The sequence below is a fragment of the Paenibacillus sp. 05T425 genome, from assembly GCF_056396205.1.
In genome coordinates, this window is sequence record NZ_JBFTLA010000020.1 from 61,018 (window position 1) to 74,462 (window position 13,445).

General features: G+C 49.2%; 10 protein-coding genes and 3 pseudogenes. 7 read left to right on the forward strand and 6 right to left on the reverse strand.

Going from position 1 to position 13,445, the window contains the following annotated elements:
• Positions 1-26: 26 nt before the first annotated feature.
• Both AC1DF0_RS29495 and AC1DF0_RS29500 read right to left on the reverse strand, forming a co-directional pair.
• On the reverse strand, positions 27-2,117 hold the full coding sequence (locus tag AC1DF0_RS29495; RefSeq protein ID WP_442051069.1) for a carbohydrate-binding protein: 2,091 nt from the start codon (positions 2,115-2,117) through the stop codon (positions 27-29).
• A 309-nt stretch (positions 2,118-2,426) separates the two neighbouring features.
• Entirely contained in the window at positions 2,427-3,398 is a 972-nt protein-coding gene (locus AC1DF0_RS29500) for a LacI family DNA-binding transcriptional regulator (protein WP_442051070.1), read from the reverse strand.
• Between the two features lie 302 nt (positions 3,399-3,700).
• On the opposite strand from AC1DF0_RS29500, the gene AC1DF0_RS29505 reads away from it, so the two are divergent.
• The 5 genes from AC1DF0_RS29505 (at position 3,701) to AC1DF0_RS29525 (ending at position 10,593) form a co-directional block, all read left to right on the forward strand.
• The gene (locus tag AC1DF0_RS29505) at positions 3,701-4,945 is read left to right on the forward strand and encodes an ABC transporter substrate-binding protein (protein WP_477576965.1); all 1,245 of its coding nucleotides are present in this window, start codon (positions 3,701-3,703) and stop codon (positions 4,943-4,945) included.
• Between the two features lie 213 nt (positions 4,946-5,158).
• Entirely contained in the window at positions 5,159-6,034 is an 876-nt protein-coding gene (locus tag AC1DF0_RS29510; protein WP_442051072.1) for a carbohydrate ABC transporter permease, read from the forward strand.
• Complete coding sequence (locus tag AC1DF0_RS29515; RefSeq protein WP_477576968.1) at positions 6,034-6,870, forward strand: carbohydrate ABC transporter permease; 837 nt, start codon at positions 6,034-6,036, stop codon at positions 6,868-6,870. Before AC1DF0_RS29510 ends, AC1DF0_RS29515 begins: the two co-directional genes overlap by 1 nt.
• Before the next feature lie 17 nt (positions 6,871-6,887).
• Positions 6,888-8,972, forward strand: coding sequence for an amylo-alpha-1,6-glucosidase (locus tag AC1DF0_RS29520; RefSeq protein WP_477576970.1), 2,085 nt, complete (start codon positions 6,888-6,890; stop codon positions 8,970-8,972).
• A gap of 4 nt (positions 8,973-8,976) precedes the next feature.
• Positions 8,977-10,593 carry a glycoside hydrolase family 13 protein gene (locus AC1DF0_RS29525; protein ID WP_477576971.1) on the forward strand — a complete coding sequence of 539 codons (1,617 nt, stop codon included), beginning with the start codon at positions 8,977-8,979 and terminating at the stop codon, positions 10,591-10,593.
• A 139-nt stretch (positions 10,594-10,732) separates the two neighbouring features.
• Here the strand turns inward: AC1DF0_RS29525 and AC1DF0_RS29530 are convergent.
• Positions 10,733-10,906 (reverse strand): annotated as a pseudogene (locus AC1DF0_RS29530) (small acid-soluble spore protein H); the annotation flags it as partial.
• A 61-nt stretch (positions 10,907-10,967) separates the two neighbouring features.
• Positions 10,968-11,183 carry a helix-turn-helix domain-containing protein gene (locus AC1DF0_RS29535; protein ID WP_442048240.1) on the reverse strand — a complete coding sequence of 72 codons (216 nt, stop codon included), beginning with the start codon at positions 11,181-11,183 and terminating at the stop codon, positions 10,968-10,970.
• 135 nt (positions 11,184-11,318) lie between these two features.
• Between AC1DF0_RS29535 and AC1DF0_RS29540 the strand changes: the two are divergent.
• A pseudogene (locus AC1DF0_RS29540) lies at positions 11,319-11,599 on the forward strand (SDR family NAD(P)-dependent oxidoreductase); the annotation flags it as partial.
• A gap of 198 nt (positions 11,600-11,797) precedes the next feature.
• Positions 11,798-12,163, forward strand: coding sequence for a multicopper oxidase domain-containing protein (locus AC1DF0_RS29545; protein WP_477576974.1), 366 nt, complete (start codon positions 11,798-11,800; stop codon positions 12,161-12,163).
• A 50-nt stretch (positions 12,164-12,213) separates the two neighbouring features.
• Here the strand turns inward: AC1DF0_RS29545 and AC1DF0_RS29550 are convergent, their stop codons facing one another.
• Both AC1DF0_RS29550 and AC1DF0_RS29555 read right to left on the reverse strand, forming a co-directional pair.
• On the reverse strand, positions 12,214-12,996 hold the full coding sequence (locus AC1DF0_RS29550) for an SDR family oxidoreductase (protein WP_477576976.1): 783 nt from the start codon (positions 12,994-12,996) through the stop codon (positions 12,214-12,216).
• Positions 12,997-13,051: 55 nt separating this feature from the next.
• A pseudogene (locus tag AC1DF0_RS29555) lies at positions 13,052-13,150 on the reverse strand (LuxR C-terminal-related transcriptional regulator); the annotation flags it as partial.
• Positions 13,151-13,445 lie beyond the last annotated feature (295 nt).

Here is a 13,445-nt window from a genome sequence, read left to right on the forward strand (position 1 = left end):
CTGGAATGCCTGCGGGCCGTTCTGTATTATTGATGGCTTGTCGGATGCTGCGCGGTTGCCGGTATTTGACCCTTCAACATTCGATTGATGTCGCCCGTCAGCCTCAAATAGAAGTCCGAGGAGACAGCAACGCCGTCCGCATCAAGCGTCAGGAAATAATGATTGGCCGGAATCATGGAGGAATTTTCCGCGGCCTTCGCGATGGCTGTTCCTTCATCGTATTCATCGAACATGGCTACGTAGCCGCTATTAATGCCAAGACTCTTGGCATTGTACGCCTGCCGCCACATGAAATCGCCATGCAATCGCGGAATTTGATTTTGCGGCCCTGCATGCAGGTTATGCCAGGAGAAGCCCGGCCACAGCACCGGCTGATAATCGATGCCGTATTGGTTCGTAACCGCTAGATCCGGCTGCATCAGATTGTTCTTGAAGTGATCCGCGCCGTCCAATCCGCCGAAGCGACCAACGTACCATGGCGAGAGCATGTCGAACGATTGGTAGACGCTCATGAAACCCGCCTTGGAGTCTTCGACGCCAGTACGCCAGTAAGTTGGCACGCCGCCGATGACGTAGACGTTCTGATCCTTGAACCATTGGATAAGCGCCGCCGATTCCGACGCCGTTCCCGGACGATCGTTAAAACCAATCCCCCATATATTGACGACGATCTTCCCGTCCTGCTTCGCGTAAGCGGAAGAGGAGGTCAAATTCATGCCGCCGAGAATGTTGTTCGTCCAGTCGTATTTGACCGCATCGTCCCACGTATTCGCATCCATGCCTGTAATATCGTACATGATATAAAATTTGCGGCCATAGCTTTCTGCCGCATTCTTAACCTTAACCGCAACGCTGTCCCGATTCGTCCGCCAGTTGTCCGGCGTGCTGCTCGTGCTTGCGCCAAACCGTTGCAAAGCCGCGCCGTCTATGTTGTAGGTCTGCATCCATTCAAAATGCTTGTTAACCGTCTCTTGATCATAAGACGAGAACAGCTTGGCCTGTTGTCCGTTATTCAGATTTTGCAAACTGGTTGCGTAGGTCTTCGAATATTCTCTGAGATCCGGATACAGGTCGAAATTCACATTGCTGCCTGTTCCAGGAGCGGAGCTATTCTTGGACCAATGAATCCAGCCGCCGTTCGGAGAACCGTCTCCGGCAGCGTTGAACCAGCCCTGATAACCCGCAATGACTTTGCCGACAACGTCGCCGCCTGACGGTTGAGGCGCGGACGGATCGAAGCGGAACCAGTTCAAGTTGAACAGGCTGCCTACTCCACCCGTAAATTTAAGAAACACGTTTTGTACGCCCGTTATGTTCGAGACGCCACAGGATACCGTCGTCCAGTTCTGCCAGCCGCCGGTTACGGGAACCGTGCATGTGCCTGCCAATGTGCCGGTTAAGCTGCCTAGACGAACCTCGATAGATCCGCCGATCGATTGGCTTGCGACGCGAGCCAAGAACGTATTAGCGCCGCTGCCGAAGTTCAAGTTGTTGAAGCGGATGTAATCGCCATTATCGATGTAGGCGACATTCTGTCCGCCTTCGCTCGCCGTTTCCAGTTGTATGCCCGATTGTACGTCATACAACTCCGCTTCCGTCTGCACGAATGCCGACTTTCCTGCGGAGAATTGGAACCAGAGCAGGTTGAACAAATTACCCGTACCGCCGGTAAATTTCAAGAACAATGTTTGCGTGCCCGTCGGATTGCCGCTAATGGCACAGGATATCGTCGACCAGTTCTGCCAGCCGCCCGTACCTGCAACCGTACAGGTTCCGGCCAATGTGCCGGTCAAGCTGCCCAGTCGCACCTCGATCGCTCCGCCGCTTGCATTGCTGGCCACTCGCGCCGAGAAAGCGCTTGCACCAGTTCCGAAATCAACACCATCGAACCTGATGTAGTCCCCGTTATCGATAAAAGCGACATTTTGCCCGCCCTCGCTCGACGTCTCCAACTGTATACCCGACTGTGCATTGTAGCTCGACGCCGCTGTCTGCGTGAACGCAGACGCTGCTTGTACGTGCGACGGCGTTAACGTCAGCATCGCCAACAGCATTGCCGCTATGAGCACTGCGGATAACCACTTCTTGTAGACTTGCTTGTCGACTGCATGATTCATTCTTGCTCCTCCTCGATTCATAATGAGTGCATGCATACCTAGCCTGTCCACCGTTCCAAACGGTCGTCCGAACCCTCCTTCCTTCGCAGACCTGAGCCGTCCGCTCTCGCCGGACGCATTTCTTCGCCTGTCGCTCTAGCCTGTTATTACCATATTCATACAATTATTGCGACAGGTATAGGGGATGATCTTGGCTTTTACAGTTGAATTCCAGCCTAATCTTTCATCTTGACCATGTAGATTAAAACAAGGCCGGACAACCTCTCGTAAACGGAGGGCTCTCGGCCTTTGCCTTGTCTTATATAGCTATTACGAGCGCACGGACTGGCGCCATATAATGGATGCCCCTATTTTGACGGTGTCACGATTGACATTTCCTTTGATCAGTTCCAGCAGCTCCTTGGCGGCCAGAAACCCGCTTTCGTATCGCGGAATTTTGATCGTGGTAAGTCCCGCCAGCGCAGCCGCGTCCGAATCATCAAAGCCTGTAATGGAAATGTTATGCGGGACGGAAATTTGATGCTCTTCGAAAGCTTTCATAGCTCCGACCGCCATATTATCGTTGGCGCATACTAGCACTTCCGGATAATCGTTGCTAAGGATCATTAGCTTGGCCGCTTGATAACCGCTCTTCTCCCGGTAATTGCCGTGATAATAGTACGTCTGGTCAAAAGCAATTCCGTTGGTTTGAAGCGTATCGGCGAAAGCAGAGAATCTCTCCTTATTATCTAACGAAGTTGCATGTCCGCCCAAGAAGCCGAAGCGCTGGAAGCCTCTATCCACTAAAGACTGTACAAGCTGACACATAACCGGATAATTATCGACGACCACGCTTTTTGTATTCTTATTTACGTTTTCGAGAACCCTATCCATAAGAACAACCGGAAACTCAGGCTTGGCCACCGTTTGGAAAAATTCGTCCGACAAGCTTCCGTCCAAGCTGATGGTGCCTCGGGCGAAGCTGCTTTTCAGGAAGTTATCGCTGGATTTGTTGGTACAAATGATAAGATCATACCCATTTTCGTTCAGACAGGTGCTGACGCCTTCGATAATCTTCAAATAAAACTCGCGATCAAAATCGCTAAAAATAAATACGATCCGTTTATCTTTATCTGATTTGGATTTTTTGGGCGAAGCGTCATGCACATAACCTTGCTCTTCGCAGCACCGCAGGATTCGTTCTCTTGTTTCTTGCGATACATTTTTCCGTCCGTTCAGTACGTTGGATACGGTCGAAATAGATACGCCCGTCAACTGGGCAATCTCTTTCAAACTGCTCATCCATAAACCTCCTCATCAATTCACCTAAGTAAAATACATTATAACACTTTACAATCATTTTACCTACACATTTCAACAAGAATAAAATTGCCAAAACCATTGGTACGACAGGATCCATGTCTAGAGTCATATTTACACGTTAGTAAAACACCTTCTATTTTACCTTGAATTTTCAGTAGTGTTTTACTTAAAACTTCGACAATTTAATTAGTAAAACATCAATTTTATTAAAGTTTTTTATTGACTTCTCCATCTGTCTGTTTATAATCAAGGGTACATCCAACTAAAGGGGGACATTGCAAGTGACAAATGTAAAGCGCTTTATTTCCATTATGACCAGTGCAGTTGTGCTGATGACCATCCTTTCCGCATGCGGCGGCAACAACACAGCTACTGAAGAGGGCGGAACAGATAAGCTTCCGAAAATTTCATTATTCCAATCCAAGGTTGAAATTGCGGATCAATTGGAAGCAATGGCCGAGAAGTATAAAGAAGAAACAGGAAATGAAATCGAAGTATGGGGTTCCGCAGGGGACAACTATCTGACTCAGCTTCAAGCGAAGCTGAATGCCGGTGAAGGACCAACGATCTTCGGCGTTCAAACAGGCGCTGAGACAACGAAGTTCCAATCGTACTACTACGATATGAGCAACGAGTCATACGTGAAAAACATCGCTCCTAAGATGCAAGTAAAGATTGACGGCAAAATCGTCGGCGTTCCAACTGGCGTTGAAGGCTTCGGTCTCGTATACAACAAGGATTTGGTGGATCCCGCCAAAATTACCGATCTTGCATCCTTCAAAACCTTCTTACAGGACATGAAAGCAAAAGACATTAACGGCTTCAGCCTCTCGCAAGAAGCTTACTTCTTGATCGGACATATCATCAACACGCCGTTCGCGCTGCAACAAGATCCCGTTAAATTTGTTKAGCAGTTGAACAAAGGCGAAGTAAAAATGGCCGACACTAAAGAGTTCCAAGAGTTCGCCCAGTACATGGAAGCCATCAGAGAGCTAGCTTCCAATCCGCTTGAGACCACTTACGATTCGCAAATGGGCGACTTCGCTACAGGCAAAACCGCGATCGTTCACCAAGGCAACTGGAGCTACGGCATGCTTGCCGACTACAAGGACATTGAAGTTGGCATGATGCCTCTCCCGCTTGCCGGCAACAACAAGCTTGCTGTCGACATCCCGGCGATCTGGACGATCAACAACAAAGCGAGCGCGGATCAAATTAAAGCGGCTAACGCCTTCTTCGAATGGCTTTACAACAGCGAAACGGGCAAAAACATTATCGTCAACGAATTCAAGTTCATTCCTGCTATGACGAATATCGAAACAAACAACCTGGACCCTCTTTCCCAAGCGGTATCTGAAGCTACGGTCAGCGGCAACACAATCCCATGGGCGCTGACGTACTTCCCGCAAGGCATTATCGTCAACGACTTGGCTCCAGTCACGCAACAATTTTTCTTGACTCCGTCCATGACTGGAGAGCAATTCCTGCAGAAGCTTGATGAAGTTTGGGCGAAAGCTCCGAAGTGATCACAGCTGCACAATCAAGCGTAAACGGCTGACGCCGTCCTCTGGCGGCAAAAGCAAACGTTTCGCGGTGAAATATAGGCGTGAGTATAAGGGTGAAACTTATACTTTCCTATATTTGAACAAATCGAGAAAAACTAACCTGGCACAACCAGGTTAGTTTTTCATCTATTCCCTTCCGTTCAACCGATATTACTCCGAAATGAGTGAATGTACATGAATGCGATCAAAAATAGAGGCTGGTACGCTCTATTTACATTGCCGCTGCTGTTTATCTTTTCCCTTGTCGTGCTCGTCCCCTTCGCGATCGGAATCTGGTATTCCTTTATTAGCTGGGACGGCATACCGGCCAACCCGAAAGTATTCGTGGGTTTCGACAACTACGTCCAAATCTTCCAAGACGAACGTTTCTTGAAGTCGGCTTGGCTGACGATTAAATTTACGTTTCTTGCCCTTGTTATCGTTAACGTAATGGGGCTTGCTTTGTCGTTGCTTGTTACCTCCAAACTTCGCACCAGCAATTTGGCTAGAACACTCTTCTTCATGCCGAATCTAATCGGCGGCTTGATCTTAGGTTACATTTGGAAGTTCATCTTCACGGACGTGTTCAAATATGTCGGACAAAACGCCGGCATGGATAATGTTTTCTTCAATTGGCTTCTTAATCCCGAGTATGCGTTGTACGCGATCGTTATCGTATTCGCTTGGCAAATGGCGGGTTATACGATGATTATCTACATTGCGGGCATTCAAGGCATTCCCGACGACTTGATGGAAGCGGCGAAGGTCGATGGCGCGAATGCTTGGCATAAGTTGACCAAGATCGTGTTCCCGCTGCTTATGCCATCCTTTACGATATGCTTATTCTTGACGCTATCCGGCGCATTCAAAATATTCGATGTGAACCTGTCGCTTACCGGCGGCGGGCCGATCAACTCCACCGAAATGTTTGCCATGAACATTTTCAACGAAATTTTCGGATATAGCCGTTACGGTATTGGACAAGCGAAAGCGATTGTGTTCTTTGTTCTTGTCGCCGCCGTGACCTTGGTCCAAGTGTATATCACGAAGAAAAAAGAGGTGCAAATGTAATGAAAAAAACAAGCAAATGGATTCTGGAAGCGTTGCTTGTCCTATTTGCCCTTCTATTCCTGTCGCCTATCTATATCATGATCGTGAACTCCTTCAAAACCCGTTCGGAGCTTTACGAAAACGCATTGGCGCTTCCGTCCTCCTTCAGCTTCGAGTATTACGCCGAGGCGATGGATAAGATGAATTATTTGACGGCGTTCGGCAACTCGCTGTTCGTGACGCTTGTTTCCCTTGTGTTCATCGTTGTCTTTGCCTCCATGACGGCATGGATGCTGGTCCGTACGGACAACAAGCTCAGCCAGATCATCTTCATGGTGCTCGTGTCGACGATGCTCATTCCGTTCCAAACGCTAATGATGCCCCTGATGCAAGTCATGGGCTGGATCGGCACAACGCTTCACATTCMCATGCTCAATACGCATGGCGGACTCATCTTTATGAACATCGGCTTCCATGCCAGCATGGCCGTATTCCTGTACCACGGCTTTATTAAATCCGTTCCCATAGCGCTCGAAGAAGCCGCCACGCTCGACGGCTGCACCAAATTCGGCGTGTTCTGGCGGATCGTATTCCCTATTCTGAAGACGATTACGATTACGGTTGCGATTCTGGACGTCATCATGATGTGGAACGATTACTTGCTTCCTTCTCTGACGCTATCGGACAAAGGCTTGCGCACCATCCCGCTCTCCACCTTCTATTTCTTTGGCGAATTTACGATTGTGTGGAACTTGGCGATGGCAGGCTTGACGTTGTCCATTATTCCGGTTGTCATCTTCTATTTCACAGCACAAAAACACATCATTAAAGGGGTCGCCGAAGGCGCGGTGAAGTAACCGGGAGGAATGACAACATGAATAACTGCGTGATTAAAGAAGGACATCTATTCTGTCTTACAAGCCCCAGCGGCGATATGCTCGGAAGCTCGGACGAAGGATATGGTCTCTATGCGAAAGATACTCGCTTCCTAAGCGAAATGGATTTGAAGGTGAACGGCGAGCAGCCTCAACTGCTTTCCGCCCATATGGATCGGAGCTACTACACCAAGCTTCGTCTCATGAACCAAACGAAAGACGAAGGCGCTCTGGAGATTGTTCGGGAACGTTATATTTATGAGGGCTCGCTGCACGAGCGAATTACGGTGACGAATTATTTCCCGGATGCCCGTCCTGCCGATATTGATCTGAAGTTTGGAGCGGACTTCCAAGATATGTTTCTCGTTCGCAAATACCGTACCGGCGAGGTTGGACAAATCAGTCATGCCGATTATGGTTCCGAAGCTATAACGTTGCAATACTCGGGTTTGGACGGCGTGGAGCGCTTCATACACATTCAGTGGGATTCGGAGCCTGCCGAGGTGAGTGAAGCCGGTAATGTTCGTTTCTCCAGTCTGTTACAGCCGCGCAAGTCGGTTTCGATTCATTTTATGATTACCCCTCAGTGGGATTGTTTGAAAAAGACACCTTTCATAGCATTCAAATCAGGATTAACGGCCCTCTCCGACAGCTACCGTACATGGACGGAAGAAAGAATGATGGCAGAAACCGATCATCCGCAATTTAATCGTGTATTTAACCGAAGCGTGCAGGATTTAAAGATGTTGTTGTCTGACTACGGGTTTGGCGAGATGCCTACGGCCGGCCTGCCATGGTTTGCGGCTCCGTTCGGCAGAGACAGCTTAATTACTTCTCTCTCTATGCTAATGCTGCAACCGGAGACGGCAAAGGCAACCTTGCGCACATTGGCCGCTTGGCAAGGCGACAGATATGACGCTACGCGAGACGAGCAGCCAGGGAAAATCATGCATGAAAAACGATTTGGCGAATTGGTCGCTACGGGGCAATCGCCGTTCGGCCCATACTTCGGCACCGTCGATGCAACGCCGTTATTTCTCGTCGTCCTTGCCGAATACGTCAAGTGGACTGGCGATCTAGATCTGGTTCGAGAGCTAACGCCTGCCGTAACAAAGGCTCTAGCGTGGATTGACGACACCTCCGGCAAATACGGAGGCTTTCTCTCCTACCATCAAGAAGCCGAGCTTGGCTTCCCCAACCAAGGGTGGAAGGACTCGCCGAACTGTATCGTCCATCCGGATGGACGTCTGGCGTCCTCTCCTATTGCATTAAGCGAGGTTCAGGGTTATGTCTACTATGCCAAGCAGCAGCTCGCTGCGATCTTTGATAGCCTTGGCAATGTCGAACTGGGAACGAAGCTGCATCAAGAGGCCGACCATCTTCGGGAGCAATTCGAGTCCCGCTATTGGATGGATGAACATCAATACTATGCCATAGCGCTTGAACGCGGCCTAGAGCCTGTTCAATCCGTTACATCCAATCCCGGTCACCTGCTCTTCTGCGGGTTGCCGGAGACAGATCGCGCGGCGAAGGTGGCGGAGCGATTAAGCGCGGCGGACATGAATGGCGGCTTCGGCATTCGAACGATGAGCGATCAATCGACGGGGTATTATCCAATGAGCTACCACAACGGCAGCGTATGGCCTCATGATAATGGATTCATCCTGCTGGGCTTAAGCCGTCTCGGTTATACGGCGGAAGCGGTGCAGCTGATGGACAGCTTGCTGGAAGCCTCTTTATCCTTCGATGATGCGCGATTCCCTGAATTGTTTTGCGGATATGCGGGTGAAGGCGAAGGCGTCGTCCCCTATCCGACGACATGCTCTCCGCAAGCCTGGTCTGCCGCCGTATCGGTCGTGCTAGCGCAATCAACTTTGGGGCTTTTCCCCAATGCCTTAACCAGAACCATTCGGCTTCATCCGGCTATGCCAAGCGGGATGAACACCTTGAAGATTGAACGAATTGCCATTGGCGGAGGCCACTTAAGTATCGAATTACAAAGATCAACGACGAATCAAGACCTGCATGTGAATGTGCTCCGTAATACGACGGGCTATGCGGTTGAAGTAGGAAAGGGTAGATAACAACATGAACAAAACCTGGTGGAAAGAAGCGGTCGTCTATCAAGTGTATTGGCGCAGCTTTTATGATAGCAACGGTGATGGCTATGGCGACCTTGAAGGCGTGTATAGCAAGCTGGATTACATTCAAGGCCTGGGCGCCCACGTCATTTGGTTGAACCCGTGCTACGATTCGCCCGATGTTGATAATGGCTACGACATTGCCGATTACCGTTCGATTATGCCAAAGGCGGGCACGATGGCAACGTTCGAGAAGCTGCTGTCTGCCGTGCATGATCGCGGCATGAAGCTCATTATGGATCTTGTCGTTAACCACACGTCTGATCAGCATAGTTGGTTTAAGGAGTCGCGTTCATCCGTCGATCACCCGAAGCGCGATTATTACATTTGGCGCAAGGAACCGAACAATTGGCGCTCCTACTTCGCTCCATCCGCTTGGACCTTTGATGAAACAACGGGCGAGTATTACTTCCACTCCTTCTCCGCCGAACAGCCGGATTTGAATTGGGAGAACGAGAAGGTTCGTGAAGAAGTTTATGCTTTGATGCGTTTCTGGCTGGATAAAGGGATCGACGGCTTCCGAATGGATGTGATCAACCTGCTAGCGAAAATTCCTGGCTTCCCTGATTCCGAGCAGCCTGAGAACATTTCGTATTTGGGCAACAATCCCGGCATTCACGAGTACTTGCAGGAAATGCATGATAAAGTGATCAAGCATTACGATGTGTTTACCGTCGGTGAAATTCCGTTCGTGAACCCCGAAGACGGCGTGCTCTACGTTGGCGAGGACCGCGGCGAATTAAATACGTTGTTCCACTTCGAAGTATGCGATTATATGGCCCATTGGGATATGCATCGTTTCAAGCAAATCCAGAAGCGATGGTATGACGGCTTGTGGGGCAAAGGCTGGAACTCCCAGTTTTTGAACAACCATGACCATACGCGGCTTGTAACGCGCTTCGGCAACGATGCCGAATATCGCGAGCAGTCGGCCAAATGTTTTGCCACCCTTCTTCACACCTTGCCGGGCATGCCTTATATTTATCAAGGTGAAGAAATCGGGATGACAGGCATTCGTTTCGATTCCATCGACGATTACAATGATATAGCGATGAGAAACAAGTATAAAGAAGAAGTCGGGAAAGGCCGCGACCCGGAAGAGGTGCTGAAGGAGCTGCAGCACTTGTCGCGCGATAACTCCCGTACCCCTATGCAGTGGAACGCCGAGCCGCAAACCGGCTTCACGGAAGGCCAACCATGGATTGGCGTCAATCCGAATCACAAAGAAATCAATGTCGAGCAAGCCTTGGCAGATGACAACTCCGTTTATTATTACTATAAACAACTTATCGCATTAAGAAAAAGCAATGAGGTTATGGTTTACGGACAATTTGAAACCTACTTGGACCAGCATGAGCAGATTTACGCTTATACGAGAACGATGGGTGAGGAATGCTGGCTCGTTCTGCTGAACATCTCGGATCAACCCGCAACCTGCAACATCGCGGAGTGTGGCTTTGAGAAGCTTGGCGACATCGTCATTAGCAATAATGCCGAAAGAACCAATCAAGAAACGATCATTGAGATGTTGCCTTACGAGGCGATTGTATACCGAGTAATATAATGAGGTTTAAAAAACCGCAAGCTTGACACTTTGGTTAAAGTGCCCCGCTTGCGGTTTTTTTGCGCGTGTTGCGGTACTAGGAATCGCTTTGAACCCTGCAGGCAACTTGCTCGACGTCCATAGCCACTTGCGAAGAAGGTTCAGAGAGGCTTCGCAAGGGAACTTCTTGCTCTTGCTCGGGTTGATCGATCGGATATATTCTGGCTGTCTCATTCTCTTCATTCACATGCTGGATATAAATACGAACCCCGTCATACTCTACGTTCTCCATGGTCGGCGAAGCCGCAATTTCCTGTGCCCGCTGGATGTTCATCGTATTAGCCTCCTCTGCTTCTTTTCGTTACCAATTACATTGTGCGCGCATGAGGCGTCAACTATTCAGGGGCAATCCATTCATACAGGTCATCGACCTTACAACCAACCGTACGAGCGATGGCAACAGCGTTTTTCAAGGGCATCACTCTCTTGTTTTCCATATAATCGGAGATCAACTCACGTTTGTAGAGCAACGCTTGGGCTAGCTCTTCTTCGGTCATTCCGGCCTCCGCTAATCGCTCTTGCAGCAAACAACGGCCAAGTTCGAATTTCATTTCATTATCCTCCTGCAAAAAAGTCCGTTTACCACCATACTAGCCAATTATCCGGCTTCGAATACGACTGCAACATCTCAAAATCCCTTCTATGTTAAAACTGAAAGTGAAATAAGAAGAGGAGCTGATGAGAAAATGAAAAAGCTGAATGGAAAAGTTGCGCTCGTTACCGGAGCAAGCCGGGGGATCGACGCGCCATCGCGTTGCGCTTAGCAGAAGAGGGTGCTTTGGTTTCCGTTCACTATGGCAGAAGCAAGGATGCCGCCGAGGAAGTTGTCCGCTTGATTGAGCAAAATGGAGGAGCGGCTTTCGCGCTGGGGTTGGAGCTTAATGCTGCTAAGGATGTCAAGGCGTTGTACGATGCATTAGATGACGCGTTAATCCAACGTACGGGTGACTATCAATTTGATATTCTATACGTTAAATGAATAAATGATTTGCCCCATAAACACTTCGTTCCATTGAAAAGCATAGATACGAGCTCTATTCCTTATTACCTTGGGGAAATCGAACGACTGCCAACAACGATGGCAAAGAGAACAAGATATTTAACGCTTGATCGATTCAAGGATCGATACGGCAGGTCTTTGAACTTACTGGATGCTAAAATGTGGATGGACCGCATATCCGAAAAAATCGAAGTGGATACGGTTGAAATTTGGCGACTCATCAACGTCGTCGATGATGATCCTCATCCCATCCATATTCATTTGGTCGATTTTCAAATTATCGAACGCCAGCCTTTTGATGTTACTCAATTTCAAAAAACGAGAACCCTTGTTTTCACGGGGCCACCGTCTCCTCCTCACCCCTATGAGGGGGGATTAAAGGATACGGTTCAAGCCCCTTTTGCTTACGTCACAACCATTATAGCCCGCTTTGGGCCCTTCACCGGACGTTACGTGTGGCATTGCCACATGCTTGAGCATGAAGATCTCGAAATGATGCGTCCCTTTGAGGTTTATAAACCACACAGGTAAGCTTCAGATGCTTTGTATTAAAGGCCATGCAGAGCATCCCGCTCCATTTGCTATAACAGTGTTTCCGCCCCGTCTATGAATACCTCTGTTCCAGAGATATGACTGGATTGCGCCGAGGCGAGGAACAGAATCAGGTCAGCTACCTGCTCGGGTTGGCCCGGACCGTGCTCAAGCGGCTGATTGCCCTCTGGGTATTCGACGGGAATGCTGATCTTATCGACCTGCTTCGTGCGATCGGTATTTTCGCCGATATTCGTTTCGATCGCTCCCGGGCAAATGACGTTGACGCGGATTTTATAGCGGGCCAGCTCCAGGGCGGCCATTTTGGCAAAGGCGACTTGGCCCGCTTTGGATGCGCTGTAGGCCGACATGCCGAATCCGGAGAACTTCCGGCTTCCGTTGATGGAGCTCGTAATAATAATGCTGCCTCCGGATTTCTTCATATGCGGAACCGCGTATTTGACGGTCAGGAACGTTCCCTTCAGATTGGTCGACAGCGTCTCGTCCCATGCCTCCGGCGTTAAGTCCTCGATCGGGGCAAGCGTGCCATTGATGCCTGCATTGGCGAATACGATATCGATTTTTCTGAACCGATCGATGACAGACTTCACCGCTTGCTGTACCCGCTGCGGATCCGATACGTCCACGTCCACGAATAACGATTGTCCTCCCATTTCGTGAATAGCCTGCTCCGCCTCTTCGGTCCGATTATTATTCAGATCGAACAGGCAGATGCTGGCTCCGTTCCGAGCCAATTGGAGCGCCGCTGCACGGCCTATTCCCGAACCCGCGCCCGTAATAACTGCTACTTTATCCTTCAATAACACGCTCATACTCGCAGCCTCCTTGGATAACCGAATATGAACCGTTATACCCTTCTTTAGAACGTTATAAACCGATTCCATGCTTTACCGCAAAAATAGCCACCTGGGTCCGATCGCGTAATTCCAGCTTGGCAATGACGTTGGAAACATGATTCTTGACTGTTGGTCAATCCAGTCCTAAATCCGAAGCACAGGTCCTCATTTACTCCTATTCGCTTGCCTGTATTTCATACAGTCTAATCGGGCACATTCGCCGATAAAGTGACACTTGATTGGAAAACATGCAGTCAAATCCGGCATTTTTACACCCAGCAGGGTAGCGTCAAGAAGTTTGTGTAAGAAGGTAGGAATATCCATTGGGGAGACGGGTGTGAGTTGTGTTTGAATATTCTGAAAAAATAGTCGGTAGGGCTTAGCTCCTATTCGACTGGAACTTATTGGTTAACCAATGGCCTGTG